The sequence below is a fragment of the Bradyrhizobium sp. 930_D9_N1_4 genome (assembly GCF_052076015.1).
Taxonomy (GTDB): Bacteria; Pseudomonadota; Alphaproteobacteria; order Rhizobiales; family Xanthobacteraceae; genus Bradyrhizobium.
On sequence record NZ_CP197236.1, the window covers coordinates 3,334,756 to 3,358,585 of the forward strand.

Annotated in this window: 33 protein-coding genes; all 33 read left to right on the top strand. The window is 59.3% G+C overall.

Annotation, left to right across the window (positions count from 1 at the left end):
• Nucleotides 1-53 precede the first annotated feature (53 nt).
• Nucleotides 54-362 (top strand): hypothetical protein, encoded by a 309-nt coding sequence (locus AB7532_RS15475; protein WP_441235636.1) that lies wholly within the window; start codon nt 54-56, stop codon nt 360-362.
• Nucleotides 363-494: 132 nt separating this feature from the next.
• Complete coding sequence (locus AB7532_RS15480) at nt 495-830, top strand: hypothetical protein (RefSeq protein ID WP_441235637.1); 336 nt, start codon at nt 495-497, stop codon at nt 828-830.
• A gap of 184 nt (nt 831-1,014) precedes the next feature.
• Nucleotides 1,015-1,374, top strand: a complete 360-nt coding sequence (locus AB7532_RS15485; protein ID WP_441235638.1) for a hypothetical protein — start codon at nt 1,015-1,017, stop codon at nt 1,372-1,374.
• A gap of 41 nt (nt 1,375-1,415) precedes the next feature.
• The gene (locus AB7532_RS15490; protein ID WP_441235639.1) at nt 1,416-1,571 is read left to right on the top strand and encodes a hypothetical protein; all 156 of its coding nucleotides are present in this window, start codon (nt 1,416-1,418) and stop codon (nt 1,569-1,571) included.
• A gap of 189 nt (nt 1,572-1,760) precedes the next feature.
• Nucleotides 1,761-2,027, top strand: a complete 267-nt coding sequence (locus AB7532_RS15495) for a DUF2312 domain-containing protein (RefSeq protein WP_441239286.1) — start codon at nt 1,761-1,763, stop codon at nt 2,025-2,027.
• Nucleotides 2,024-3,055 (top strand): GIY-YIG nuclease family protein, encoded by a 1,032-nt coding sequence (locus tag AB7532_RS15500; RefSeq protein WP_441235640.1) that lies wholly within the window; start codon nt 2,024-2,026, stop codon nt 3,053-3,055. The genes AB7532_RS15495 and AB7532_RS15500 overlap by 4 nt, the downstream gene beginning before the upstream one ends.
• Nucleotides 3,015-3,506, top strand: coding sequence for a hypothetical protein (locus AB7532_RS15505; RefSeq protein WP_441235641.1), 492 nt, complete (start codon nt 3,015-3,017; stop codon nt 3,504-3,506). The genes AB7532_RS15500 and AB7532_RS15505 overlap by 41 nt, the downstream gene beginning before the upstream one ends.
• 10 nt (nt 3,507-3,516) lie before the next feature.
• A complete protein-coding gene (locus tag AB7532_RS15510) occupies nt 3,517-3,735 on the top strand; it encodes a LuxR C-terminal-related transcriptional regulator (RefSeq protein WP_441235642.1) in 219 nt (72 codons plus the stop codon).
• Nucleotides 3,728-4,180, top strand: a complete 453-nt coding sequence (gene nusG, locus AB7532_RS15515; protein WP_441235643.1) for a transcription termination/antitermination protein NusG — start codon at nt 3,728-3,730, stop codon at nt 4,178-4,180. The genes AB7532_RS15510 and nusG overlap by 8 nt, the downstream gene beginning before the upstream one ends.
• A 245-nt stretch (nt 4,181-4,425) precedes the next feature.
• Nucleotides 4,426-4,761, top strand: coding sequence for a Gp49 family protein (locus AB7532_RS15520; protein ID WP_441235644.1), 336 nt, complete (start codon nt 4,426-4,428; stop codon nt 4,759-4,761).
• 213 nt (nt 4,762-4,974) lie between these two features.
• The gene (locus tag AB7532_RS15525) at nt 4,975-5,190 is read left to right on the top strand and encodes a hypothetical protein (RefSeq protein WP_441235645.1); all 216 of its coding nucleotides are present in this window, start codon (nt 4,975-4,977) and stop codon (nt 5,188-5,190) included.
• The gene (locus tag AB7532_RS15530) at nt 5,165-5,461 is read left to right on the top strand and encodes a hypothetical protein (protein WP_441235646.1); all 297 of its coding nucleotides are present in this window, start codon (nt 5,165-5,167) and stop codon (nt 5,459-5,461) included. Before AB7532_RS15525 ends, AB7532_RS15530 begins: the two co-directional genes overlap by 26 nt.
• A gap of 31 nt (nt 5,462-5,492) precedes the next feature.
• Nucleotides 5,493-6,752, top strand: a complete 1,260-nt coding sequence (locus AB7532_RS15535; protein WP_441235647.1) for a PBSX family phage terminase large subunit — start codon at nt 5,493-5,495, stop codon at nt 6,750-6,752.
• Nucleotides 6,752-8,893 (top strand): hypothetical protein, encoded by a 2,142-nt coding sequence (locus AB7532_RS15540; protein WP_441235648.1) that lies wholly within the window; start codon nt 6,752-6,754, stop codon nt 8,891-8,893. Before AB7532_RS15535 ends, AB7532_RS15540 begins: the two co-directional genes overlap by 1 nt.
• Nucleotides 8,890-9,168, top strand: coding sequence for a hypothetical protein (locus AB7532_RS15545; protein ID WP_441235649.1), 279 nt, complete (start codon nt 8,890-8,892; stop codon nt 9,166-9,168). The genes AB7532_RS15540 and AB7532_RS15545 overlap by 4 nt, the downstream gene beginning before the upstream one ends.
• Nucleotides 9,104-9,427, top strand: coding sequence for a GroES family chaperonin (locus AB7532_RS15550; protein ID WP_441235650.1), 324 nt, complete (start codon nt 9,104-9,106; stop codon nt 9,425-9,427). Before AB7532_RS15545 ends, AB7532_RS15550 begins: the two co-directional genes overlap by 65 nt.
• Before the next feature lie 11 nt (nt 9,428-9,438).
• Nucleotides 9,439-10,359 carry a hypothetical protein gene (locus AB7532_RS15555; RefSeq protein WP_441235651.1) on the top strand — a complete coding sequence of 307 codons (921 nt, stop codon included), beginning with the start codon at nt 9,439-9,441 and terminating at the stop codon, nt 10,357-10,359.
• A gap of 2 nt (nt 10,360-10,361) precedes the next feature.
• Complete coding sequence (locus AB7532_RS15560) at nt 10,362-10,826, top strand: hypothetical protein (protein ID WP_441235652.1); 465 nt, start codon at nt 10,362-10,364, stop codon at nt 10,824-10,826.
• Between the two features lie 38 nt (nt 10,827-10,864).
• Nucleotides 10,865-11,440 (top strand): hypothetical protein, encoded by a 576-nt coding sequence (locus AB7532_RS15565; protein ID WP_441235653.1) that lies wholly within the window; start codon nt 10,865-10,867, stop codon nt 11,438-11,440.
• Nucleotides 11,441-11,454: 14 nt separating this feature from the next.
• Nucleotides 11,455-12,357, top strand: coding sequence for a phage major capsid protein (locus AB7532_RS15570; protein ID WP_441235654.1), 903 nt, complete (start codon nt 11,455-11,457; stop codon nt 12,355-12,357).
• A 97-nt stretch (nt 12,358-12,454) separates the two neighbouring features.
• Nucleotides 12,455-13,417 (top strand): hypothetical protein, encoded by a 963-nt coding sequence (locus AB7532_RS15575; protein ID WP_441235655.1) that lies wholly within the window; start codon nt 12,455-12,457, stop codon nt 13,415-13,417.
• A 55-nt stretch (nt 13,418-13,472) separates the two neighbouring features.
• The gene (locus AB7532_RS15580; RefSeq protein ID WP_441235656.1) at nt 13,473-13,775 is read left to right on the top strand and encodes a hypothetical protein; all 303 of its coding nucleotides are present in this window, start codon (nt 13,473-13,475) and stop codon (nt 13,773-13,775) included.
• 8 nt (nt 13,776-13,783) lie between these two features.
• Nucleotides 13,784-14,203, top strand: coding sequence for a hypothetical protein (locus tag AB7532_RS15585; protein ID WP_441235657.1), 420 nt, complete (start codon nt 13,784-13,786; stop codon nt 14,201-14,203).
• Nucleotides 14,203-14,940 carry a hypothetical protein gene (locus tag AB7532_RS15590; protein ID WP_441235658.1) on the top strand — a complete coding sequence of 246 codons (738 nt, stop codon included), beginning with the start codon at nt 14,203-14,205 and terminating at the stop codon, nt 14,938-14,940. Before AB7532_RS15585 ends, AB7532_RS15590 begins: the two co-directional genes overlap by 1 nt.
• A complete protein-coding gene (locus tag AB7532_RS15595) occupies nt 14,941-15,420 on the top strand; it encodes a hypothetical protein (RefSeq protein WP_441235659.1) in 480 nt (159 codons plus the stop codon).
• A complete protein-coding gene (locus AB7532_RS15600; RefSeq protein WP_441235660.1) occupies nt 15,420-15,881 on the top strand; it encodes a hypothetical protein in 462 nt (153 codons plus the stop codon). The genes AB7532_RS15595 and AB7532_RS15600 overlap by 1 nt, the downstream gene beginning before the upstream one ends.
• Nucleotides 15,878-16,825 (top strand): hypothetical protein, encoded by a 948-nt coding sequence (locus tag AB7532_RS15605; protein ID WP_441235661.1) that lies wholly within the window; start codon nt 15,878-15,880, stop codon nt 16,823-16,825. Before AB7532_RS15600 ends, AB7532_RS15605 begins: the two co-directional genes overlap by 4 nt.
• Nucleotides 16,822-18,228 (top strand): packaged DNA stabilization protein, encoded by a 1,407-nt coding sequence (locus AB7532_RS15610; protein ID WP_441235662.1) that lies wholly within the window; start codon nt 16,822-16,824, stop codon nt 18,226-18,228. Before AB7532_RS15605 ends, AB7532_RS15610 begins: the two co-directional genes overlap by 4 nt.
• Complete coding sequence (locus AB7532_RS15615; protein ID WP_441235663.1) at nt 18,225-18,668, top strand: hypothetical protein; 444 nt, start codon at nt 18,225-18,227, stop codon at nt 18,666-18,668. The genes AB7532_RS15610 and AB7532_RS15615 overlap by 4 nt, the downstream gene beginning before the upstream one ends.
• Nucleotides 18,665-19,132 carry a GNAT family N-acetyltransferase gene (locus AB7532_RS15620; RefSeq protein WP_441235664.1) on the top strand — a complete coding sequence of 156 codons (468 nt, stop codon included), beginning with the start codon at nt 18,665-18,667 and terminating at the stop codon, nt 19,130-19,132. The genes AB7532_RS15615 and AB7532_RS15620 overlap by 4 nt, the downstream gene beginning before the upstream one ends.
• A 128-nt stretch (nt 19,133-19,260) precedes the next feature.
• Nucleotides 19,261-19,851 carry a hypothetical protein gene (locus AB7532_RS15625; RefSeq protein ID WP_441235665.1) on the top strand — a complete coding sequence of 197 codons (591 nt, stop codon included), beginning with the start codon at nt 19,261-19,263 and terminating at the stop codon, nt 19,849-19,851.
• Nucleotides 19,851-21,236, top strand: a complete 1,386-nt coding sequence (locus AB7532_RS15630) for a hypothetical protein (RefSeq protein WP_441235666.1) — start codon at nt 19,851-19,853, stop codon at nt 21,234-21,236. The genes AB7532_RS15625 and AB7532_RS15630 overlap by 1 nt, the downstream gene beginning before the upstream one ends.
• Complete coding sequence (locus AB7532_RS15635) at nt 21,236-23,815, top strand: hypothetical protein (RefSeq protein WP_441235667.1); 2,580 nt, start codon at nt 21,236-21,238, stop codon at nt 23,813-23,815. The genes AB7532_RS15630 and AB7532_RS15635 overlap by 1 nt, the downstream gene beginning before the upstream one ends.
• Nucleotides 23,816-23,830 lie beyond the last annotated feature (15 nt).

Here is a 23,830-nt window from a genome sequence, read left to right on the forward strand (position 1 = left end):
TCGGAACGATACGCCTATTGCCGTGCAGAGAATGCAACTGGGGCGCGAGCACGATGAATAATCTCGGATTGACGCATATCAATGCGCGCAAGTTGAGCCGCCGGACTGCGCTCGTGGACGGGGGCGTTCTCAACGCGCAGTCCGGCTCTCGTGGCGCCGTCACCAAATACAATTCGGGCGCCGCAAACCTATGTCCCCTTCCGTCTGGATCTATATCCAGACCTGAACCGCTCCTCGAACGCGGCTATCTCTCTCAAGCGCTGCTCGACATAGGTGCGCTGTTCTTCCTTTTTCTTTTCATCATCTCCGCTGCGCTGAGCGTCCCGCTCGCGATGTTCCTGCTGATTTTTGCACGTTTGTAGGACCCTCGCCGCCGCCAAGCCAAGCGGGGTCCATGTCGAGTCGTCGTTGTCGTGTGTGAGTTGCTTCATGACTTGAACAATCAAGCATGGAGCGTTGGTCGGATGAGACCAGAGCGTGGGAAGAATTGGCCAATGAGTGGCATCGTCAGTTTAACAAGGAACGTAGCTGAAGCGTTCGTAATGCGCGAGGAGCGGCGTACCGGCTCCCGCATGGTGGCCTACGACGACGTGGCAAGAGCGGTCGGCACGTCGTCAGAGTGGTTGCGAAAATTCATATCGAAAAGCTCGGCAAAAGAACCGGGCATGGCTTTGGGCTTCAGGATTCTGGTCGCCTACCGCCGGATATGTGAGCGCGTCGAACAGGCAGGAGACCGAGAACGCAGGCTCAAGGAAGAAATTGATGCGGCTTTGGAGAGCGCTTTGCTCCTGGTGGAGCAAGCGAAAGGAACGGATCGAAGCGCAACGTAAGCTGCGCGCATTCATGGAGCGGGGGAAATGACAGCAACACGCAGAAAGCTCAATGACACAGAAGAGTACGGAATCCTGACGCTCTGGAAATTCGGGCTCGACACGTTCGATATCGCGCGCGAGCTCGGCGTCCATGAGTCCGTAGTAGCAAATCGCTTGATGCACCTCCGTTCGGAGGCTCGTCATGGATGAGCTTCATTGGCGAGACCAGTGGTCGGCGGACGATCTCAAGCAGCTCGTCCACAAGCGCGAGGTCGAGGGCAAATCGTATCCTGAGATCGCCGTCGAGATGAGCCGCAATATGGGCTCCGTCGGCCGGCGCTATCGCGAGCTAGTGGCGGCTCGGCCTCAGATCGAGGAGCCGAAGCCCCGCTCTGGTCGTCGGCCTGCGCTGCTTCACGAGGAGCTAGGCATCGAGACCTACACGCACATGCAGGCGATCTTGTTCAGCCCCCATGATGGCCGCTTCGGGAAAGGGATCAAGTCCCAACCCATGAATTCGCATTGGTATCGCTACCCAATCACGCTCGCGAAAATCGGTTGATAGCGGCGAGCTTTTGCTACCGGATCATTTTTGGTGATGTCATGAAAACCGTCGAACAGCAGTATTTTGAAACACTCGATGAATCCAAGCGGTGCAAGCCGCGCTCGCGCCGCATGACGATCCTTCTGCAAAGGCTGGTGGATCTGAACCGGCGCAGGATGGAAATCGAGATGCGGAAGGAGAAGCGCGCGGCGTGAAATTCTACGCGCTGAAATTCGTCCGGCATGACCGGATTGAAGACCATCTTCGCAAGGGCTGGCTGATTTCCATCCCGAACGCGCCGATGCACCACCATCACTATAGCTGCGAGCTCGCCTGGATTTGTTCATGTCCAGTACCCGGCGGATTCACGACACCGAAGAGGGAAATCAATGAGCGAGCCGAGCATCGGACACAATAGCGCGGCAGACGAGCCCGCGACCAAGTTCGCCAAAGATCAGCTCAAATCGTACATCGAGCGCATCGAGAGGCTGGAGAAAGAGAAGAAGGCGATGGCATCAGACATTCGTGATGTCTACGCCGAAGCCAAAGGAAACTCTTTCGATCCTGCTGCGCTCCGGCAGATCATTCGTATGCGGGCCGAAGACCCGGAAAAGCGGGCAGACCGCGAAGCCGTCCTGGAAACCTACATGCACGCCTTGGGGATGCTGTGAACCACTGGTGGCGCGCATATAACGAGGCGGTCAACGATCCGAAGCTGCAACTTCTTTCGGATGCGCTGTTCCGCGCCTGGTTCAACGTGATGTGCATCGCATCCACGAACGGCGGCAACCTGCCGGCACTGAAGGACATCGCCTTCACCTTGCGTATCCAGCCGACGAAGGCCGCTCAGGTACTGGCGCAGCTTCATGCGGCCGGTCTCCTCGATAAAACTGAAACAGGCTTCATCCCTCACAACTGGAACGGTCGGCAATATAAGTCGGACGAGCCAAAGGCGGCGAAGGGCAAAGACAGCTACGTCTATGTCATAGGCACGCAGTGGGGCGCGGAAGCTTTGAAGATCGGTTTCTCGAAAAACCCGTGGGCGAGGATTGTAGAGCTGCAAACGGCCCATCACGAGAAGCTTTCTGTGCTCGCCGTGTTTAAGTGCCGGTCGCATTCAGAGGTCGATGTCCATGACATTCTGAAGGCATACCGTAAGGCTGGCGAATGGTTTTCTCTGCCGACGAAAATTTGCGTAGCCATCAGCAATGCCGCTGGCCGTAGCTGCACCTACGATGATCTCGTAGTTGAACTACGAGAACTACTACGTAGCACTACAACAGAGGCAGATACAGAGCAGAAGCAGAAAGATTCAGAAGCTAACGCTTCTGGCGCTGAAGCGCCCGACCATCGCAAACGGCTTTTCGGCGATGGTCTGTCGAAGTTGGCCAAGCTGACCGGCAAGGGGCCGGACGCATGCCGCTCGTTTGTCGGGAAGTGCCTCAAAGCAGCATCGGATGACGCTGTGATCGTCCTCGGCCTGATCGAGGATGCGGAACGAAATCAAGTCGCTGATCCGTCTGCCTGGATCGCAGCAAGGCTGAAAGGGCCTGACCATGCAAAGCCGAAATCCTCCGTCATTCAAGCCGCTGACAACCTCATCGCAAAACTTGCCGAGTTCGATGGCCCGGCAGGAGGCCTCGACGACTTACGCAGCGATGCGCGCCAAGATTCTCCTCGGCTGCTATCGCACGGGTGACGCGAACGATCCCGAAACCTACGTGGCGGCGATCACGGCCATTCTCGCGCGATATCCGCAGGACGTCATCACGGCCGTCACGCATCCGGCCACAGGCCTGCCGTCGAAGAAGGGCTGGCTCCCGACCGTGAAGGAGGTTGTTGAGGCTTGCGACGAAGCCAACGAGCCGACCATCCAGAACGAGCTGCGCCTGAAGCGAATCAAGGAACAGTTGGAAGCCCGCGAGCGCGAGGACAAGGGCGAGCGGCCGACCTTGGCGCAGCTCAAGGAAAAGTACGGCAACAATTGGGGGATCGAAGACCCAGAGGACGCCAAGAGAGTGGTCAAACCTGCGCCCACGGCAGAGCAGTTGCGGCACCACTATCAGCATTATGATCTGGCGTTCAAGCCGAAGAACCAAGGCGAGTTGGAAGAGCAGATCGACCGCGGCGTTTCACCATCCAGTGTTTGACGGGGCAACCATGACAGCATCACTCACAGACCGACAGCAGGAAGTCTGCAATCTGGTAATCCAGGGCATGACGAACAAGCAGATCGCTCGTGCGCTCCAGATCAGCCACCGAACGGTTGAGGACCATCGCACCGACGTCTACGCCAAGATGGATGTTCCGAACAGCACGGCGCTGGTTCACAAGCTGCTGTCTGCTCGGATCGCAGAGCTGGAGGCGAAATATGGTTGAGCGCTATTGGACCGTCGCACAGACGGTTTCGAGAATGGAGCATGTGGTCCGCCGCGACCTTGAGAAGGCGGACCACGGGGCGTTTGTGCCGACCTATGCGCGGCGCTGGAGCGTCGATGGCCGCTCTTATGCGAAAGAGTGCGCGCTGTTCACCGGCTATGTTTTCTTCATGACCGATGGCGACGGATGGGCGGGTATTCCGGACATCTATGGCGTCTATCGCGTGCCTGCGAATCCGGATGGCAAGCCGCATCGCGTCAAGCCCGCGGAGATGCTGCCGATCGTCCTGGGACATGCGGCCGGCGACCACGACAAGCAAGAGCCGGCGAGATTCACGCGCTATTACAATCCACAGAGGGCAGAGCGACAGCGCCGAGACCCCGTCAGGCGCCGGCCTCGCCGAAGCAAGAGGGCCCGGGCAAACCCTGATCCGTGTTCCTCCTGATATGAAAAGCTTATCAAATCAGGCAATGGAGTCACCTAACGGTGACGTGGGTGCATCCCTTTCCGCCGGGCCTGCTTTTGATAGTTCAGGCCAGAGGGTTTTCTTTGCCAAAATTCACCGTTCGCGCGGCGCCTTGAGCAAACCAAGTCGCTGCATCTCCCCTGCATACGGCCGATTGCGTGCCGAGAGCGCTTACCTGCCGGGCAGCCGCGCGAAACCATTCCACCAGCAACGAGGAAAGAACCATGCTGAGTGCATCTGAAGCTGCCATCGAAGCCGAGATCAAGACCAAGGGCCTTAATGCGCCACGCCTGACGCCGGACAAGATCGACGCCACAATTGTCGGCGAAGACTATCACGTTTTTCCCGGAACCACGATGACTGTGTGCGCGCTGAAGCTGCGCAATGGCTACGTGGTGATTGGCGAGAGCGCGGCTGCGTCGCCTGAGAACTTCGATGAGGCAATTGGTAAGCGGATCGCCCGCGACAATGCCCGCAACAAGATTTGGGCGTTGGAGGGGTATTTGCTCCGCAATAAGCTTCACGACGAAATTCGCCTTGCTCAAGGGAACATCGCATGACCCCCGAACAGCTCAAGCTTCTCGCCCGCATGATCCGAGACGGTCAGGCCAAGCTCATCGAGCGCAATGGCAAGATCAAGCCGAGGAGCAGGATCTAGGATGACCGCGCTGGCTATCGTCGGGGTGATCGTTGCGGTTATTGTCGCGGCCGCTATCGGCGCTCTGATCGCTCTGCTCACTATCTTCAACCCATTCCGCAATGGCCATTAGCGCATGAGCATCGTCACCGACTTCAAATCCATCGCCCGCAAGCTCAACTGCCAAGAGCAGAAAGCCGAGTTCGAGGAGAAGAACCCGCCGGCTCCGGATTGGTATTCGCAGCTCGCCGCTGGGTCGTGGCCGTATGGCGTGGCGGCGCCTTTAGTTGCGACTGAATCTGAATTGGATTTGAATAGATTGGACAATGGCAAAACCGAAGGGCTCACCTAAGACTGGTGGCCGCGCCAAGGGCACGCCGAATAAGCTAACATCCCAACTTAAGGAAATGATCCTTGAGGCCGCGGAGTTGGCCGGCGAAGACATGGGCGGCGGCGGTACGGTCAAATATTTGAGAATGCAGGCAACGTTAAATCCAGTTGCGTTTATGTCGCTCCTGGGCCGCGTTCTCCCGATGCAGGTGGGGGGCGATCCAGACGGAGAGCCGATCAAGTTTACCAGAATCGAGCTGATTGGTGTCAGTCCCTCAGCTAAGGATTCCTGAAAAGCTCGTTCCAGTCTTTACTGGCGAGGCCATGTATCGCGGATCCTACGGGGGGCGCGGGTCGGCGAAGACCAGAACGTTCGCCAAGATGGCCGCGGTTCGTGCGGTGGTGTTCGCGGAGGCCGGCATAACCGGCGTTGTGGTCTGTGGCCGCGAATTCATGAACTCGCTGGCCGACAGTTCATTTGCCGAGGTCAAAGCGGCGATTTCTGAGGAGTCTTGGCTAAATGCCAAGTACGACCTTGGCGAGAGCTACATCCGGACCAAAGACGGCCGGGTTGAGTTCGCCTTTATCGGCTTGCGTCGAAGCCTCTTCAGCCTGAAGTCGAAGGCGCGCATTCTGATCCTGTGGGTGGACGAGGCCGAACAAGTCTCGGAAGACGCGTGGATGATAGCAGACCCGACAGTCCGCGAGGAGGAGTCGGAGATCTGGGTTACCTGGAATCCGGGGCGGAAGAACAGCGCGACGCACAAGCGCTTTCGCGTTGATCCGCCTCCGATGTCCAAGATTGTTGAGATGAATTGGCGGGACAATCCGTGGTTCCCAAAGAAGCTCAACATCAAGCGCGAAAGCGACGCGGAGAAGCGCCCTGACCAATACGACCATGTCTGGGAAGGCGACTTCGTGACGGTTGTTGAAGGCGCCTACTACGCCAAAAGCCTCTCAGAGGCCAAGCTGCGCAATCGTATCGGCAACGTATCGCCTGACCCGTTAATGACCATCCGGGCCATCTGGGATATCGGCGGCACAGGCTTGAAGGCGGACGCCTGCGCGATCTGGATTGCCCAGTTTGTCGGGCGCGAGATACGGGTGCTGGACTACTACGAGGCTGTTGGGCAGCCTCTTGCAGCGCATGTTCAATGGTTGCGCGATCGCGGCTGGTCCAAGGCCTACTGCATTCTGCCACACGACGGCGCGACGAACGATAAGGTTTATGACGTCTCATATGAGAGCGCGCTGAGGGATGCTCAGTTCGAGGTGCGGGTGATCCCGAACCAGGGCAAGGGCGCGGCCAAGATGCGGATTGAGGCAGCCCGCCGGCTGTTCCCGTCCATCTGGTTCAACAAGGATACGACCGAGCCGGGGCGCGATGCTCTGGGCTGGTATCACGAGAAGAAATCGGATGACGAGCGCAATGTCGGGCTTGGACCTGAGCATGACTGGTCATCGCACGGCGCGGACGCCTTCGGCTTGATGTGCGTCGCTTACGAGACGCCAGAGGATTACGATGAAGATGACGAGGATGACCGCAGCGCCAACCGCGGCCGCTCAAGCGTGACGGGCTACTGATGGCCTACGGCACGCCAACCGAGCGCAAGCGCACGCCGGCTCTTGAGAAAACGCTGGCGAGGCTAGTTGAGTACGAGCAATCGCAGAACATTGCCGATCTGCTGCTGGACCGTAAGGCAACGGCTGATCGCAAGTCTGGTGAGGAGCTGCTGACTGAGATCGGCTACGACGTCGAGCGCAAGTACAAGATCGACAAGGAAAGCCGCAAGGACTGGGAAGAGGGCTCAGAGCGCGCAATGAACATCGCGCTCCAGGTCCGCAAGCCCAAGAACTACCCGTTTGATGGTGCTGCGAATATCAAATATCCGCTGGTCACGGTTGCTGCGCTGCAATTTGGAGCGCGGGCATATCCTGCGATCATCGACGGTTCCCGCATCGTCAAGGCCATGGTGGTCGGCAACGATTCCGGCGTGCCAATCAAGGACGACAACGGCGACCCCCGCGTTGACCCGCTGAGCGGCGAGCCGCTATGGATCAAGAAGCCGGGCGAAAAGCGCGTCAAGGCCGACCGTGTCTCCCGCTACATGTCCTACCAGCTTCTCTACGAAATGGAGGAGTGGGAAGAGGATACCGACGTCCTGTTGCACCATCTGCCGATTGTTGGCTGCGCTTTCCGCAAGGTATGGCGCTCGGAGACGCTGGGCCGCAACAAGTCGGAGATGGTCCCGGCCATCCACCTGGTCGTCAATAACAAGGTGCGCAGCCTCGACGAGGCGCCTGCCGTCACCCATGAAATCTTCCTGTACCCGCAGGACATCGAGGAGCGGAGGCTTAACGGCACGTTCCTTGACATCGATCTTCCTGCGCCTGTCACCGAGGGCCAAGAGAACGACGAAGATGCTCCGCACATGTTCCTGGAGCAGCACAAATACCTTGACCTCGACGAGGACGGCTACAAGGAGCCGTACATCGTCACGGTCCACAAGGAATCGTGTCAGGTCGTTCGCATCGTCGCCAACTTCTCGATGGAGTCGGTGAAGGACAACGGCAAGAAGATCGTTCGCATCGCCAAAGAGCAGTATTTCGTCAAGTACAGCTTTATCCCCGATCCCAAGGGCGGCTTCTACGATATCGGCTTTGGTCGGCTGTTGGAGAGCCTTGGCGAGACGATCGACACCACGATCAACCAGATGCTGGATGCGGGCCATCTCCAGAACGCTGGTGGTGGGTTTATCGGGACAGGAATTCGCCTGAAGAAGGGCGGCCAGATCAAGGTTTCGCCGGGCAGGTTCGAGCAGGTGGAAACGAGCGGCAAGCTCGGCGACCAGATCCACATGCACCAATTCCAGGGCCCGAGCCCGGTCCTATTCAACTTGCTTGGCATGATGATCGAGGCTGCCAAGGACATCACTGCGGTCAAGGACATCTTGACGGGCGATACCAACGGACAGACCCAGACGGCGACGACCACGCTTGCGATGATCGAGCAGGGCCTGAAGGTCTTCACTGCGATCTACAAGCGCATTTACCGGGCGCTGAAGGACGAGTTTCGGCTTCTGTTCGACCTGAACGCCAAGCACATCGACGAAAAGGCCTATTACACCTTCAACGACGAAGAGCAGGTGGTCGAGAAGGTCGATTTCGACCTGAAGTCGATGGATATCTGTCCCGTGGCTGACCCGAAGATGGTCACGGACATGCAGCGCATGACGCACGCGCAGTTGCTGATGCAGATCCAGGAACATCCGGTATTCGGCAAGATCCAGAACCCGGTAGAGGCGCTGCGGCGGGTTTACGAGGCGGCTGGCACGGAAGAGCCGGACAAGCTGGTTGTGAAACAGCAAGGCCCGTCGCCGGCTGAGCAGCTTCAGATGGAAGAGATCCAGTCCAAGACTGCGGCCAACATGGCTGGCGCCCAGAAGAGCGCGGCCGAGGCCGACAAGACGCAGGTTGAAACCTCGCTGCTGAACCGCCAGGCCGATGTCGAAGTGACCAAGACCGGCGCTGAGGCGCAGAAGACGATGGTTGAAACGCAGTTGCTCCCTGCCGATCGCCTGCTTGAGATGCAGCGGACGGAGATGGAAAGCGCGCATCGGGACAAGGACCGCGAGCAAGCCGACGTACAGGCCGCGGAAGACCGCGCCATGGGCCGTGAGCAGATGGAAGCCAAGGCCAAAGAGAAGAAGAAAGAGCCTGCGTGATCGACCGCGAGTCGTTCGAGGAGTGGCTTGCCCATCCCGTCACCGAGCACGTTCTCAAGCGTGTCGGTGAACTCGCAGAGCAGAACAAGCAGAAATGGATTGATCGTTCATGGGGGCAGGGCATCTGCAACCCAGAGGAATTGATCGACCTGAAGGCGCGGGCAGAAGCCGCGAAAGACCTGAGCGAACTTAGATATGAGGATATCGAAGATGAACAACCCGAGCGGAGTGTACCCGACCGAGTACAAGGTTCTGATTCAGCCGATCAAGGTTGAGGAGCGGACCAAGGGCGGGATTTTCCTGCCTGACGAGCACAAGGATCGTGAGCAGTTCGCCCAGATGCAAGGCGTGTTGGTCGCTGTTTCTCCCCTCGCATTCACCTACGCCGGCAAAGCCGAGTGGGGCGATGCAGAGAAGCCGAAGCCGGGCGACAAGGTGATGTTTGCGAAGTTCGCAGGCGCTGCCGTGAAGGGCAAGGACGGCGCGGACTACCGCATCGTGAATGACAAAGACGTCAGCGCAGTGCTGGCCTGAGAGGATAGAGCATGAGCGACGATCTGACCCCGCTTGAAGAGTTCGTTGATGATTCCGCCCCTGATGAGGTGGAAAAGGCCAAAACGATGGGCTGGAAAGAGCCCAAGGAGTGGAAGGGCAACCCGCCCAAGAACGGCTTCGTCAAGGCGAAGGAATATCTGGAGCGCGCCGAGACGGTCATCCCGATCATGCGCGCCGAGAACAAGAAGCTCAAGGACGAGCTGAACGAGGCGAGGGCTGATCTCAAGTCCTTCAAGGAAGAGACCAACAAGACCGTCGCCAAAATGGCGCAGATGTCCAAGGTTGCGCTGGATCGCCAGAGGACGCAGCTCGAAGACAAGTATTCCGCAGCTATCGAAGCCGCTACCGAAGTCGGTGACAAGGAGCAGGTTCGCAAGCTGCGACAAGCCGAGCGCGAAGACCTCAAGAAGTTCGACGAGGCCTCCGAGATCAAGGAAGAGAAGGCTGAGGACGCCAAGAAGGACGTCAATGGCGCTCTCCCCAAGGACGTTCAGGACACCATCGGCGCCTGGATCGCGGATAACACCTGGTACACGACCGACGCCGAAATGCAGGCCCTCGCCAATGCCCATCATGGCAGGCTGCTGAAGGACAAGCCGGGCCTTTCGCTCGCCGAGAACCTGGAGGAGACGCGCAAATATGTTGCGAAGCGCTTCTCAGAGAAGTTTGCGGCTGCGGAAGAGGATGAGCCGGAAGAGGAAGAGAAGCCTCGCGCCTCGCGCGTAGAGGGCGGCTCCCGGTCATCCGGAGGCGCCTCGCGCACCAAATATTCGCAGTTGCCGGCCGACGCCAAGTCGCAGTGCGACAAGTTCATCAAGGAAGACGGCTTGTTCCTCGAAAAGGGCGAGACCGCCGAGAAAGACCTTGCAAAGGCGCGCGAACGCTACGCTGCGCAGTATCTGGAGAGCTGAAGATGGCCCGTCAATCACGTCAAGAGGAAGTGCAGACCGAGCGCCGCCGTCGTGCCGGCTCTGGCGCCGAGCGCAACCTCAAGCTCTATGTGCCCGAAGAGCACAAAGACCCTGATTTTGTTTACCGCTGGGTCAACAACAGGCCCGGCCGCGTGAAGCAGCTCACGCAAATGGACGATTACGACATTGTTTCCGCGGCGAATGGCGAGATCGATGCCGGCACGTCGGAAGGAACTGTCGTCAAGCGAACCGTGGATCGCAGCGAGGGCGAAGAAGCCGTCCTGTTGCGCAAGCCGCGCAAGTTCTATGAGGCAGATAAGGCCGAAGAGCAGAAATCGCTCGATGCGCGGGATGAAGAGCTGCGCAAGGGACAGATTCAGGGCTCCGAAGCACTCAATGGATCAGAGGCATACGTCCCCGGTGGCCGACGCGGCCAGGACGGACGAAACATCGTCTCGGGGAAGTAGGGCCATCACCCCCACTTTCATTATTCAGGAGGCCTTAAATGGCTAACCCCTCAATCCCGAACGGGGCTGTCCCCGTGCGGACGTTGACTGGCCCCTATATGGGGAACACCAACGCATATTCGACCGCTGCCGGCGATGGTACGCTGCTCGGCATCGGCGACTTCGTGAAGCTCGCAGGCACCGCTCAGCTCATCGGCGATATCACCTATGCTGACGTGACCCGTGCGGCTCCCGGCGACGTCATCGTTGGCGTCGTGACCTCCGTCGTGCCGGCCACCCGCGATTCCACCGTGTATCGCGCGGCCTCGACTGCGACCATTGTCAACGTCTGCGACGACCCGACTGTCCTGTTCGAAATGCAGGAAAGCGCGGGCGGCACGGCTTTGACCGCAAACGACATTGGTCTCAACGCCAACTTCGTCGTCGCCAACGCCTCGACCACCACGGGCCTGTCTGCCACCACGCTGAACAACGCCACGGAAGCCACCACCAACACGTTGGATCTCAAGATTGTTGGCCTTGCCAACAAGCCGAACAACGAAGTTGGCGCGTCCGCCAAGTGGATCGTCCGGATCAATCGACACCAGTATGTCGATCAGATCGCTGGCGTGTAAAGGAGAACTGACACATGCCCGCTGGAACCATCACCACTGGTAACCACCCCAAAGCCCTATGGCCCGGGATGCACGCATTCTTCGGTACGACCTACGGGGAGTACAAGGAAGAGTGGCGCGATCTCGTCAAGGTCGAGAAGTCCTCGAAGAACTACGAGGAAGATACCCTCGTCACCGGCTTCGGCCAGATGCCCATCAAGCCGGAAGGCTCGGGCGTCAGCTACGACTCGGAAACCCAGGGCTTCACCAAGCGTTATACCCATACCGTTTGGGGCCTCGGCTACATCGTCACGCAGGAAGAGATGGAAGACAACCTCTATGAGGCGGTCTCCAAGAAGCGCATCAAGCGCCTCGCGTTCTCTGCCCGGCAGACCAAGGAGAACATCGTCGCGAACGTCTACAATCGGGCGTTCAACACCTCCTACACTGGCGGCGACGCCAAGGCTCTGTGCGTGACCGACCATCCGAGCACCGCCGGCACCTGGTCGAATCGTCTCTCGACCGACGCCGATCTGTCGGAAGCCTCGCTCGAAGACATGATGATCCAGATCGCTCAGGCGAAGAACGATCGTGGTCATGTCATCAACCTTCGCGGCATCAAACTCATCATCCCGTCCGGTGAGATGTTCAACGCGAAGCGCATCCTGAAGTCCGACCAGCAGAACGACACGGCGAACAACGCCATCAACGCCCTGAAGGGTATGCTTGACTACTCGGTCAATCACTACCTGACAGACGCTGATGCGTGGTTCATCCGCACGGACTGCGACTATGGCCTCCAGTTGTTCGAGCGTCGCGCTCTTGCATTCACGCAGGACAACGACTTCGACACCGAGAACGCCAAGGCCAAGTGCACCATGCGCTTCTCGGTCGGCTGGACTGACCCGCGCGGCCTCTACGGCACCCAGGGCGCCTAAGACAAACTGAGCGGGGGCCTTTGTGCCCCCGTTTCCTTTCTCACCATCGGTTTGATCCTTCACCAAGGCCCAAAGGGGTCGATTGGGAGAACTTCCTATGCCTATGTCCAACTATCCGAACGGCTTCCCGACTGGCGTCATGATCCGCGGCGTTCCGCTGGCGCAGACCCACCCCGGCAAGGCCTTCTGGCTCTCGAACAACACGACTGGCCTTCTGCCGGGCCAACGAGGCGGCTCTGACGGCAACAAAGGCACCTTCGATAGCCCGTTCTCGACGCTCGCTGGCGCGGTTGCGCAGTGCGTTGCCGGCCGCGGTGACGTTATCTTCGTCAAGCCCGGCCATGCAGAGACGATCTCCAGCTCCACGGCGCTCACCATGAGCATTGCCGGCGTGGCTGTTGTGGGTCTCGGCACCGGCACGAGCCGTCCGAAATGGACCATTGACACGGCCAACACCGCGACCATCAACGTCTCTGCGGCCGATGTCAGCTTCCAGAACGTCCAGGTCGTCGGCAACTTTCTGTCGATCGCGGCGGCTTTCACCCTCTCGACCGCCAAGAACTTCACGCTCCAGGATGTGGAGGTTCGCGATACTTCCGGCATTCTGAACTTCCTGAACGCTGTGAAATCGACCGGCGCGGCCAATACGGTCGATGGCCTCACCGCCATCAACTGCTACTGGAAGGGCCTCGGCACGACCTCCGTCAACGCCTTCATCCTCACCGCGAACGACATCGACGGACTGGTGATGAAGAACAACACGATCAAGTTGGCGCGCACCGCGGACGCGGCTCAGGTCGTTGTGACTGCCGGCGTGCTGACCAACCTCGATTGCGGCGGTAACAAGGTCTATACCGCCCAGGCCACCACCGCGAACGGCTCGCTGATCAACGTCGGCGGCACGACCTCGACGGGGTTTGTCTACAACAACTATGTCCAGACCCTCACCACGAGCTCGGACAAGCTGTTCACAACCACCGTTGGCCTTGCGGCCTTCGAGAACCGGGTGACTGGCGTTGTCGGCGCGACCGGCTTCGTCATCCCGGCCGTGGACTCCTAAGCCATCCAACAATCTGGCGGGGCCTCGTCCCCGCTTTCTCTTTTGAGGATCGAAGATGGCAACACGAGCGTTTATTACCGAATTCGCTGATTGGCCGACGCAGGACGTTCTCACCATTCCGAAGTGGTCGTCCCGCGTGGTCGAGCAGGCGCCGATCGCGGATATCACGACGTCACAGCAGTCCGCAGCGTTTGGTGCAAACACGCGGTACATCATGTTTTCATGTGACGGTGTGTTTCATTGGACGATCGGGTCAAATCCGACGGCGACGACGTCCAAATTCCGGTGCGCGGCTGATACAATTTACCACATCGAGGTGCAGCCCACCGACAAAATCGCCTTCATTGCAGGCACCTGAGCTAGATCGTGGCAACCTTCAGCAAGTTCAACTCCTTCGTCGAGGACGTGGCAGAGAAGGTCCACAATCTCGGCTCCGACACGCTCAAGGTCGTGCTGACCAATTCTGCACCGTCTGCGTCGAACACCGTCCTTGCCAACATCACGCAGATTGCGAACGGCAACGGGTACACGACGGGCGGCGCGACATCTGCTCAGGTATCGTCTGCGCAGACCTCGGGCACCTACAAGCTGGTTCTGACGGATGTCACCTGGACAGCCTCGGGCGGTTCAATCGGCCCGTTTCGCTATGTCGTGCTCTACAATGACACCGCGGCAAGCGATCAGTTGATTGGCTATTACGACTACGGAACGAACATCACGATCACGGACGGCAATTCGTTCGTGGTGGACTTCGACGGCACAAGCGGCGTGCTGACGTTGGCCTGATGGCAGCCTTCCTCAATGTTTGCCGCTATACGCCAACGGCCGGCAGCACGACAGACTGGACGTTCTCGGCCGCCGTAACCGGCTATCAAAGCCCGACCGCTGCCGGCGTCGTCAATGGCAGGCTCTATAAGTACCGCGCAGAAAGCTCGGATCTAAGCCAATGGGAGATTGGTGAGGGCGCCTATAACACAGGGACTGGCGTCCTTGCGCGAACCACTGTTCTATTCAATTCGTCGGGGACGACGTCCAAGATTAACTTTTCCGCCGCGCCTCAGGTTGCGATTGTCGCTCTCAAGGAAGATCTGCTTTCTGTCGAGGAGGCCAATGCTTTCACAGCGGGACAGAAAACCCAGGCCCGCTCAAACATTGGCGCTCCGCTCGGAGATGATTCTGCCTTTACGTCCTATTCGCCTAGTGTCACTGCATCGGTTGGATCGCCAACAACCGTCAGCGCTACCGGCCGATATAAGCAGGTCGGGAAAATCGTCTTTGTGCAATTCCATGTGACGGTGACAACGGTCGGAACGGCTGCCGGCCAAATGCTGGTGACGCTGCCAGCAGTTTCGGTTTCAACCTATTACTATACCGGGGCAGTCTACCACAGCGGTAACAACAAGAGCGGAGCTTTCACCGTCGTTCCGGGGAGCACCAACGGGGTCACGTATGACGCGACCGGAACGACATGGTGGGCTTCGGGAGCTACGCTTGAGGGGTCGGTCTTCTACGAGGTTCCGTAAGTGCTCGGCTTCAATGCGGAAGGCCGGTTTGCTCTCGGCCAAATCTCCGGCGCCTCGACGACGACCATGCCCGCCTCTGTCGGCTCGTTCACCCTGACGGGTGTCGCCTCAACGTTCCGTGTGTCGATGGCGTCCGGGGTCGGGAGCTTCGTGCTTTCGGGGGTGGCTGCCAACCTGAAGCGCACGATTGCAGCTTCGGTCGGGTCATTCACGCTGTCCGGCATCTCTGCATCGTTCCGTGTGTCGATGCCCGGCAGCGTGTCGAGTTACACGCTAACCGGCGTTAACGCCGTTCTTTTCGAATCTGTTCCGGTCATCTCGCGGCGCTACATCAACAATGGCGGCATCTGCCTCGGCTTCGATGCCATCGCCAAGCTTGCCATTGAGGAAATACCAGATGCGCCCTTCGAAGACACGGCGCCCATCAGGCGGAAGCCGCTCTTGATCCGCGGCGTCAGCTACTGGCCAGGAGCCAACTGATGTCAGAGATGGCCTATCGTCCCGGAGACTTCTGGCGCATCTGCGAGGTGTGCGGGTTCAAATATAGGGCGTCACAAACCAACCGCCGTTGGGATGGCCTGATCGTTTGCCACGACGATTGGGAAACCAGGCATCCTCAAGACTTCGTTCGCGGTCGCAAGGATCTGCAAAACGTGCCTGACCCGCGCCCAGAGCCGCTAGACAACGTGATTGGGCCGTTGACCACGGCATTGAGTGCGGCAGCCACGGCCTCGTCCTCGACCATTCTGGTGAATTCGTCGGTGCGGTTTTTGGCAGAGGACTCGATCGGCGTCATGCTCACTGGCGGTATGAAGAGGTTCACGATCTTGTTCGTTCCGGATGAAGCGAGCCTTATCCTGACAACCCAGTTGGGGGACAGCGCTCCGGCTGGGTCGGCCGTCATCAACTATTCGGCGATTTCGGAGCCCGACATCGGATGAGCACTTCCGGAACGACGACATTCTCCCGCAACCGGGATCAGTTGATCAAATCCGCCCTTCGGAAGGTAGGCGCGTTCGAATCCGGCGAAACGCCTGACTCTGAGAGCATGAACGATGCCGCTGAAGCCCTGAACACGATGGTCAAGCATTGGCAGGGAAGCGGCATCCAGATCTGGAAGACGATGGAATCAATCCTGTTCCCTCAGATCAGCCAAGTTCGCTATTCCATCGGCTCGTCATCGACGGACCACGCCACGGAGAGTTGGGTTGAGACCGCGATTACGACGGCCGCAGAAGCTGGCGTGACGTCGATCATCCTGGATTCGGTGACCGGAATTGCGACGACCTATCAAATCGGCATCCAGCTCGACGACGGCACATTCCAGTGGACGACGGTCAACGGGGCTCCGTCTGGAACGACCGTAACTCTCGCTACGGTGTTGACCGATAGCGCCGCGGTCGGAAATCTCGTGGTTTCGTATCAGACCAGTCTCGTGAGGCCGCTCCGCGTCATCGACGCGCGGCGCTACAATTTCACCAGCGCGATCGATGTCCCTCTCGGTGAGATGGATCGCCTCGAATACCAGGACATGCCGAACAAGACCTCAACCGGCGCTGTCAACAGCTTCTATTATGACCGGCGCGAAACAGGTGCGGGGTATCTCTACGTGTGGCCGGCGCCAGCTACGACGGGCGAAGGCATCAAAATGACCATCGCGAAGCCCATCGAGGACTTCACGGCAGGAGGCGATGACGCTGACCTTCCTCAGGAGTGGATCAGGGCTATAGAGTGGGGACTGGCAGACGAGATCGCCGACGAGTACGACGTTCCGGAGCCGAAGCGCAGTCGCATAGAACGTCGGGCTGCGCAATATCTCCAGGAAGCCAATTGGTGGGAGAGCGAGCTGCTGTCCCTTGAATTCGTGCCTGACAACGGCCGATGAAAATTCCCTTCGCGACGAACTCATACAAGAGCCCGTCGCTGCCGATCTCCGCTCAGCGCGTCGTCAATATGTATGCCGAACGGCAGCCGCCGGACGCAAAGACTGACGTAGCTGTGTTCGGGCACCCCGGCATCGTTGATTTCGCGACTTGCGGATCAGGCCCGGTTCGTGGCTTCCACGTCATGGGCGGCGTCCTCTACGTCGTCTCGGGGCGCCGCCTCTATTCGGTTTCGTCCCTTGGGATCGCGACGGATATTGGCGGATCTATCTCCGGGACGTCTCCGGTGTCCATGGACGACAACGGCTCTCAACTCGTCATCGTCAACGGGACGAACGGATATCTCTATAGCGCGACGCTTGGGTTTATCCTGATCACCGATACGGACTTCAACGCCGCGGAGACCGTACAGTTCTTCGATCAGAGGTTCTATTACGACTGGAAGAGCACCAACAAGTTTTTCGGCTCCGATCTGCTTGACGGCACGTCGTATAATGCTCTCGTGTTCGCTTCGGCTGAAACTCGCCCCGACAATGTCAAGGCTGTCGTCCTGACCAAGCAAATCCTGCTGGTGTTTGGCGACACGACTATTGAGCCATGGCAGGACATCGGCGCGGCCAATATGCCGCTTGAGCGCGTGCCAGGCGTCGTGATCGAGCGAGGTCTAGCCGCTCCAAGGGCCGTTGCAAAAGAGGATAACACCGCGTTCTTTCTGGGTGAGGACCGGCGGCATTACAGGCTTGATGGTGTGACGCCAATCGGCATCAGCACGCCGGCCCTCGATGCTGAATGGCAGAGTTATGGGACGGTTTCTGACACGTTTTCCTTCGCCTATTCGTGGGCGGGGCACAAATTCGTTGTCCTGCAATTCGTCTCGGCCAACAAGACCTTTGTGTTCGATATCTCGACGGGGCTCTATCATGAGCGGGAATCGTGGGACATCAACGGTCGATCTCTTGGCCGCTGGCGGGTGAACTGTGTTGCCAATTGCTACGACAAGGTGCTGGTTGGGGACGCCTTCTCCGGCAAGATCGGCTATTTGAGCGCGACGACCTACACCGAATTCGGCTGCACGACGCAGGCGCTGTGCACGTCGCCTCCGATCCATGCTGACCGCAAGCGCTTGTTTATCTCGCGCCTTGAACTGGATATCGAGGCCGGCGTGGGCATCAACACGGGGCAGGGCTCGGACCCGCAATGGATGCTGAGGTCTTCGAAAGACGGAGGCCGCACCTATACGACGCTCCAAAAGTGGAGGTCGGCCGGCGCAATCGGGCAATACAGGACGCGGCTCCGCTGGCTGCGGATGGGCCAGGCCAGAGAGCGCGTATTTGAGGCGACCACGACTGACCCCGTGAAGCGGACCATCATCGCCGCAAACGGCGACGGGTATATTGGCGTATGACGATCGCAACCTCGGCCGTCCCAACGCCGATCGTCAAGCCGAACCAGCAATTCGCTGTGGTGGACGTCAAAACGGGATGCCTGACCGATCACGGCATCCAAATGCTGTCTCAGTTCTATAACTTTATTGTGGGGATGAATCGGGTCATCCCGTGCAACGCTTCGGGAACGAACGTCATCACCCTGACGCCGCTCGATGCCTCGCCGTTGCTGAAACAATACGCCGACTATGAGGTGTTCGCTTTCGTGGCAGCAAATACCTCAACCGGCAGCGTGACTATGAACGTGGCGGCAAGAGACGGTAGCTTGGCGACATTGAAGGCCTACAAAACCAACGGATCGGCCCAGGCCAGCACGGGCGACGTCGTCGCTGCTTCGCTCTATCTCGCGATCTATAATGACGCGCTGGATTCCGGGGCCGGAGGCTTTGTCCTGAAATGAGAGCGGAGATCAGGGCGGCTGAACCCGGCGATTTGGGCGAGCTTATCGAAATGGGCCGCGCGTTCTTCGAGCACTCGGGTAGCGAGGCGTTCACCACGTTTGACGAGCCGTCGTTCACAGCGACCCTGATTGCGGTCACTAGCGGCGTGTCTGGCGGGGTGCTTTTGGTTGCGGAGGCTGCTGGACAGATTGTCGGCATGGCCGCCTGCGTCGTGTTCCCATTCTATGCGAATGTCCAGACCTTGATTGGTCAGGAAATCTTCTGGTGGGTGAAGCCGGAGCACCGCAAGGGTGTGGGCGGCGACCTGTTGGACGAGCTTGAGGCTGAGGCGAAGCGTAAGGGCGCGAAGGTCTTCATTGGCGCTAACCTTTCGGGTGAACAGAACGCGGCCTTTGCGCGTCTCTACCGACGCCGCGGGTATGTTCCCGGCGAGAATACCCATCTCAGGATTTTTGCTTCATGATCGGGACTGGACTCGCAATTCTTGCTGCTGGAGCGCTTGGCGCGGGCGCGTCAATCTATGGCGCCAATGCTGCCTCGTCCGCGCAACAGAACGCCGCCAACAAAGCCGCTGCGATCCAGCAGCAGGCGATGGATTACCAGAAGCAGAATTACGATAAGGCTTCGGCAAACCTCACGCCGTTCATCAATACCGGAACCGGCGCAAACAACCTCCTCGCGTCGTTCTACGGCATCAATGGTTCAGATCCTGCTCTCGGCCAGAATGCCTTGCAGCGCTTCCAGCAGTCGCCTGATTACCAGTTCGCACTCAAGGGCGGCACCGAGGCGCTGGACAATTCTGCGGCAGCCAAGGGCGGTGTTCTCGGCGGCAACCAGATCAGGGCGCAGACGGAATACGGTGCCGGGCTCGCCACTCAGAATCTGTCGAATTACCTGACCCGGCTGTCTGGCCTTTCTGGTCAGGGCATCCAGGCCGGCGGCTATCTTGGCCAGATCGGAACGGGCGTTGGAACGCAGGTCGGCGCATCCGCCAGCAACGTTGCCAACTCGACCATGGCGGCGGGGACAGCCGAAGCCTCCGGCATCCTAGGCACGGTCAAGGGCATCGATAGCGGTCTCAATTCGCTCTCGCTCTACAACCAGATGGGCAAGTCCAGTTATGGAGGCGGCTCGAATTATCTGGCGAACTACAACGGCAACCAGATCGGAGGGCTGTACTGATGTCGATCATCGACAACACGCTCGCAGCTCAGGTTCCGCAGTTCGACCCTGCGACGCCGCTTAAGCAGGCCGCGCAGCTCCAGGCGGCTGATACCGAAAACCGACAGGCCCAGTTCAAGCAGGCGCAACTCGAACTTGGCACGGAAGCGCGCGGGCTCGCGGCTGTCCAGAACTCGCCGGAGTTCCCCCAGCGATGGGCTGAGGCTGCGGATCGGATGCACGCCAAAGGGCTGCTCGACGATCGCGCCTATTCGCAGTGGCGCAATACGCCGTCTCCGCTGTTGCTGAAGCAGATGATTGCGCAGACGGAAGACCCGACCTTGAGCTTCCGTAAGCAGGAGGCGGTTCGGGAGCAGGGGAATACGGATCGGTCGTTCGCACTCCAGAAGACGAACGCGGATCGTAACTATCTACTTGCAAAGCAACGCGCGGATCAAGCGGACGACCCGACGCCGGATGGCTTTGAGAAGAATCCGGATTTTGGCAAGGTAGAGGGCGCGACACAGTACCGGCCACTATCGGGCGGCCCTCAAGATCCGGGCTATCTTCAGTCTGCCGCAGCGGCGAAGGCTAAGGTTCCGCGCATCCTTGCTCCCGGCGAAGCCGTTGTCGATATGGCGAGCGGCAAGGAGACCTACAAGAACGCTGGTGGAGCCGGCTTAATCGACGATGACACGGCCAATTTTGCGGCCGAGCAGATCCTTCAGGGTGCGAAGGGCGTCAAGACAGGTTACGGCCGGGGTGCACAGGGGCCGGAGAATATTGCGAAGATTGATGCGGCTGTGGCTAAAATTGCCAAGGAGCGCAACATCTCTGCGACGGAAATGGTTCAGCGCGGCATTGATCTGGTCGGTGACACCTCACGCGAACGAACAGCGGCCACTCAGGAAGCGAAGATGTCCGCGGCTGGTATCGAGGCTCAGGGCGCTATCAAGCTCGGTCAGGAAGCGTCTGATGCGGTTTCTCGTACGAAGTGGGTTCCGGTCAACAAAGCATTGCAGGCGTACCAATCTAATACCAGCGATCCAGATCTGAAGAGGTTCGGCGCCGCCAACCTCACGATTATCAACACCTACGCTCGCGCAATCAATCCCAATGGCGTTGGCACTGTCGCCGATAAGGAGCATGCGCGCGAAATGTTGAGCACGGCCGATGGGCCGGAGGCCTATAAGGCTGTCTTGGACCAGCTCAATAAGGAAATCGATATGGCGCACACTGCGCCAGTGAAGGCGCGTGCTGGCTTCCGGTCTGAGCGGGCGAGCCGTGTCGGTGGCGCAAAGCAGGAAGCAAAGCCGCAGCCTGCCGATCGTTTCAGCCAGATTATGCGGGAGAATGGCGGCGACAAGGGTGCGGCTTACAAGAAGATGCAGGAAGAGGGCTACTGATGGATTTCGATCCAGCAGAGTTCGAAAGCTTCAAGGCATCGAGCGCGCCGTCCTCTGGCGGGTTCGACCCGAAGGAGTTTGACTCCTTCAAGAGCGGCAAGAAGGATGCGAAGGGCGGGTTCAATTGGTCAGATGCCGTCACTGATGTTCCGAACGAGATCGGCCGTGAGTTTATGGGCGGCGTCAAGCAGGTGACTGGCCTTGCCGACGTCGCGAAGACCCACGTCGAGGAGGGGCAGGTTGCTGGTCTCTTGAAGACCGCGGCGGCGCCGCTCGGCGTGGTCAAGGCTGCTCTCTCTCCCGTAACTGGCACAGTCAAGTCCATCGTGGGCCACACGATGGCAAACCTTGAGCATGCGGCTGGTGGCGTCATTGCGCCGGATATCGCGGCCAAGGATGATCCGGCCAAGATGTACGAAACGGCCAAGAGCGATGTGGACACGGCGCTCGCGGCGGCGGCAAGTCGTGGTAGGCCTCGCGCCGCTTCTGCTCCGGCGGCGCCAAATGAGGTCACGGCGGCGTCTGACCGTCTAGCAGCATCTGGTAGCCCGGTTGAAGTGCCGCAGGCCATCGCCAGCGATAGCATGATTGCGCAGCGAACCGGGCAGGCCATCCGCAATATTCCGATCGTGGGTGACGCGATCCCGAAGGCGACAGGTCGGCTCTCCGGGCAGTTGGAAGAGGCGACCGGCAAAGTCGCCTCTGAGTTCGGTGGCGGTAGTGGTCCGAATGTGGCCCATAACATCGGACAGACGATCGGCTCGGCTGCCGAGCGAGAGGCCATGGCTGCCAAGACTGCGGCGCAGCAAAGCGATGCGGCGGTCCTCGCCGATTGGGAGCGCAATGTTCAAGGCGCCAACAATGCCGTTGCTGGCGTCGAAAACGACGCTCTAACCCGCGCCCGCGCGGCTGTCGGCAACATGTCGCCACAGGACATGGGCGAGACGCTGATTGCTAGGCTGAGGGCTGGCGAGCAAGAGGCGCGAGCCACCAAGGACCGGCTTTATGGCGTGGCCGGCGAGAGCGACGCCACGATCCATGCCGACTCCGTCCGAGGGGTTCACAACCGTGTTTCTGCGGCACTGGATGACGCTGGAAGGGCTGTAGACGCCCAACTGACGCCGGCAGCCAATCGTATGATGGAGGAATTGCGGGGCTTCTCCGAACTTCGCATCCCCAACAGGGTTGGGCCTGGGGCGCCAAATCCTGCCGACATTGCCGCGGTCGATGCGCGCGGGATGGAGCAGGTTCGCAAGCGCCTGAGCAGCATGTCGCAGGCGGCGAACAACGACGCCGACCGCGCCGCCTCTCGCCTCATCATGCGCCAGTTTGACGAATGGCAGGGTGACGCCTTCGAAAACGCCCTGTTTTCTGGAAGCCAAGAAGGATTACAAGCGGCTCGTGATGCTCGCGCGGCCAATGCAAGCTGGCGGCAGCGCTTCTACAATGATCGGGACGACGCCGACCGCATTATTAACAGGATCGTGACTGGGGAGGTCACACCTCAGGAAGTTTCGAACTACATCCTTGGGGCCTCCCAGATCGGCGCTAAGGGCGTGTCGTCCCGGCTTTTGACGCGCCTGGGAGAGGCCACAGGAGGCGACCCCGAAGTCATGCAGGCGATCAGGGGCGGCGTCTGGAATAAGCTCTCTGAGGCTACGGAGGGTGCCGCCGCCAAGCCCGCCAGCAAGATCGTCGATGACATTAGCGAATTTTTGAACGGTTCGGGGCGCGACGTTGCCGGCCGGCTCTTTACTGAGCCGCAGCGCGTAATCATGCGTACTTACGCGGATGCGCTTCAAAGGGGAGCAGAAGCCCGTGGGGCTATCGCTGAAGTGGCCGCCAATACCAGGCCATCTTCGATGGAGGTTGGGATTGGCCCTCTCCAGCGCCTTGCTAATGACGTTTTGGGGAAGGGCGGGGGGCGCGCTGACGAGGCGCTTTACAGCGCGATCAACGCCTACGCAAAATCAGGGGCTCGGGGCGACATCAACACGCTATCTCGCGTGCTTCGCGCCATCCCGGAAAGTGACCGCGGCAACCTTGCTAGCGCCATGATCCGGGATATGGGCGTTTCGCCTCGAACTGGGCAATTCTCTCCCGACGTGTTTGTGTCGGCATGGAATACCTACAAGCCAGAAGCAAAGGCGTTGCTGTTCGGTATGAGCGGCCCGCAAAGACAGGCCTTGGATGATATCGCGAAGATCTCGCAGCGCATGAAGGAAGTCGGGTCGAAGTTCGGCAACCCGTCCGGAACAGCCCAAAACGTCAACTTTTTCGCTCTTGCGAGTTCTTTCCTGGCTGCCCCTCTGACGACACTGGCCACGGCCACCAGCGGCGCGATTGTCGCCAAGATGCTGGCATCTCCGGCCGGTGCCGTCAGCGTTTCCCGTTGGTCGAAGGCATACGAGCGGGCGGCAGCACTGCCGAGCATAGCGAACCGGGAAGCACTCCGGAATGCATCATCAATGCTGGCGATCAACGTTAGCCGCGAGACTGGTGCGCCGGTCAAGGATTTGATGCTGCAACTGCAAGGCCCAGTGCCCGCCGGCGCAGAAGACAAAAAGCCAAAACCCTAGCGGGTAAGGCACGCA

What these genes read in the sequence shown, in the direction of transcription:
- AB7532_RS15475 (WP_441235636.1), top strand. Translation starts at nt 54, where the DNA reads ATGAATAATCTCGGATTGACGCATATCAATGCGCGCAAGTTGAGCCGC.
- AB7532_RS15480 (WP_441235637.1), top strand. Translation starts at nt 495, where the DNA reads ATGAGTGGCATCGTCAGTTTAACAAGGAACGTAGCTGAAGCGTTCGTA.
- AB7532_RS15485 (WP_441235638.1), top strand. Translation starts at nt 1,015, where the DNA reads ATGGATGAGCTTCATTGGCGAGACCAGTGGTCGGCGGACGATCTCAAG.
- AB7532_RS15490 (WP_441235639.1), top strand. Translation starts at nt 1,416, where the DNA reads ATGAAAACCGTCGAACAGCAGTATTTTGAAACACTCGATGAATCCAAG.
- AB7532_RS15505 (WP_441235641.1), top strand. Translation starts at nt 3,015, where the DNA reads ATGCGCGCCAAGATTCTCCTCGGCTGCTATCGCACGGGTGACGCGAAC.
- AB7532_RS15510 (WP_441235642.1), top strand. Translation starts at nt 3,517, where the DNA reads ATGACAGCATCACTCACAGACCGACAGCAGGAAGTCTGCAATCTGGTA.
- nusG (WP_441235643.1), top strand. Translation starts at nt 3,728, where the DNA reads ATGGTTGAGCGCTATTGGACCGTCGCACAGACGGTTTCGAGAATGGAG.
- AB7532_RS15520 (WP_441235644.1), top strand. Translation starts at nt 4,426, where the DNA reads ATGCTGAGTGCATCTGAAGCTGCCATCGAAGCCGAGATCAAGACCAAG.
- AB7532_RS15525 (WP_441235645.1), top strand. Translation starts at nt 4,975, where the DNA reads ATGAGCATCGTCACCGACTTCAAATCCATCGCCCGCAAGCTCAACTGC.
- AB7532_RS15530 (WP_441235646.1), top strand. Translation starts at nt 5,165, where the DNA reads ATGGCAAAACCGAAGGGCTCACCTAAGACTGGTGGCCGCGCCAAGGGC.
- AB7532_RS15535 (WP_441235647.1), top strand. Translation starts at nt 5,493, where the DNA reads ATGTATCGCGGATCCTACGGGGGGCGCGGGTCGGCGAAGACCAGAACG.
- AB7532_RS15540 (WP_441235648.1), top strand. Translation starts at nt 6,752, where the DNA reads ATGGCCTACGGCACGCCAACCGAGCGCAAGCGCACGCCGGCTCTTGAG.
- AB7532_RS15550 (WP_441235650.1), top strand. Translation starts at nt 9,104, where the DNA reads ATGAACAACCCGAGCGGAGTGTACCCGACCGAGTACAAGGTTCTGATT.
- AB7532_RS15555 (WP_441235651.1), top strand. Translation starts at nt 9,439, where the DNA reads ATGAGCGACGATCTGACCCCGCTTGAAGAGTTCGTTGATGATTCCGCC.
- AB7532_RS15560 (WP_441235652.1), top strand. Translation starts at nt 10,362, where the DNA reads ATGGCCCGTCAATCACGTCAAGAGGAAGTGCAGACCGAGCGCCGCCGT.
- AB7532_RS15565 (WP_441235653.1), top strand. Translation starts at nt 10,865, where the DNA reads ATGGCTAACCCCTCAATCCCGAACGGGGCTGTCCCCGTGCGGACGTTG.
- AB7532_RS15570 (WP_441235654.1), top strand. Translation starts at nt 11,455, where the DNA reads ATGCCCGCTGGAACCATCACCACTGGTAACCACCCCAAAGCCCTATGG.
- AB7532_RS15575 (WP_441235655.1), top strand. Translation starts at nt 12,455, where the DNA reads ATGCCTATGTCCAACTATCCGAACGGCTTCCCGACTGGCGTCATGATC.
- AB7532_RS15580 (WP_441235656.1), top strand. Translation starts at nt 13,473, where the DNA reads ATGGCAACACGAGCGTTTATTACCGAATTCGCTGATTGGCCGACGCAG.
- AB7532_RS15590 (WP_441235658.1), top strand. Translation starts at nt 14,203, where the DNA reads ATGGCAGCCTTCCTCAATGTTTGCCGCTATACGCCAACGGCCGGCAGC.
- AB7532_RS15600 (WP_441235660.1), top strand. Translation starts at nt 15,420, where the DNA reads ATGTCAGAGATGGCCTATCGTCCCGGAGACTTCTGGCGCATCTGCGAG.
- AB7532_RS15605 (WP_441235661.1), top strand. Translation starts at nt 15,878, where the DNA reads ATGAGCACTTCCGGAACGACGACATTCTCCCGCAACCGGGATCAGTTG.
- AB7532_RS15610 (WP_441235662.1), top strand. Translation starts at nt 16,822, where the DNA reads ATGAAAATTCCCTTCGCGACGAACTCATACAAGAGCCCGTCGCTGCCG.
- AB7532_RS15615 (WP_441235663.1), top strand. Translation starts at nt 18,225, where the DNA reads ATGACGATCGCAACCTCGGCCGTCCCAACGCCGATCGTCAAGCCGAAC.
- AB7532_RS15620 (WP_441235664.1), top strand. Translation starts at nt 18,665, where the DNA reads ATGAGAGCGGAGATCAGGGCGGCTGAACCCGGCGATTTGGGCGAGCTT.
- AB7532_RS15625 (WP_441235665.1), top strand. Translation starts at nt 19,261, where the DNA reads ATGGATTACCAGAAGCAGAATTACGATAAGGCTTCGGCAAACCTCACG.
- AB7532_RS15630 (WP_441235666.1), top strand. Translation starts at nt 19,851, where the DNA reads ATGTCGATCATCGACAACACGCTCGCAGCTCAGGTTCCGCAGTTCGAC.
- AB7532_RS15635 (WP_441235667.1), top strand. Translation starts at nt 21,236, where the DNA reads ATGGATTTCGATCCAGCAGAGTTCGAAAGCTTCAAGGCATCGAGCGCG.